Origin of the sequence: Vibrio sp. OPT24 (genome assembly GCF_015163545.1) — a bacterium.
Taxonomy (GTDB): Bacteria; Pseudomonadota; Gammaproteobacteria; order Enterobacterales; family Vibrionaceae; genus Vibrio; species Vibrio cyclitrophicus.
Genome location: NZ_JADDYI010000062.1, coordinates 1 through 332, shown reverse-complemented (window position 1 = coordinate 332; position 332 = coordinate 1). Strand labels below are relative to the sequence as shown.

The window sequence follows — 332 nt, the reverse complement described above, 5'->3', positions numbered from 1 at the left end:
TTTTGTTTCCACTTTTTAATAAAAAGTAGAATCAAAAAATGAACAATCATTTCTGATCATTCGAATACAAGACACTTGAATGTGTTTGTTGTGTTTATCTAATGAAAGATAAACATTGAGAACTTTTAAATTTGATTGAATTACTCGTAAGTAATCAATCAGTCAGCTTTCCAAATTGTTAAAGAGCTTGATTCAATAAAATGAACCATTTTTAAAGATTCTTAGGGAAAAACCCTTAAAGATGGTGGAGCTATGCGGGATCGAACCGCAGACCTCCTGCGTGCAAGGCAGGCGCTCTCCCAGCTGAGCTATAGCCCCATCTAGGTCGATAT

The 332-nt window shown here is 35.5% G+C and carries 1 tRNA gene; it reads right to left on the bottom strand.

Annotated features, from left to right (window positions below):
* Positions 1-242: 242 nt before the first annotated feature.
* Positions 243-318: transfer RNA gene (locus tag IQO02_RS20025), tRNA-Ala, on the bottom strand.
* Between the last annotated feature and the right edge of the window lie 14 nt (positions 319-332).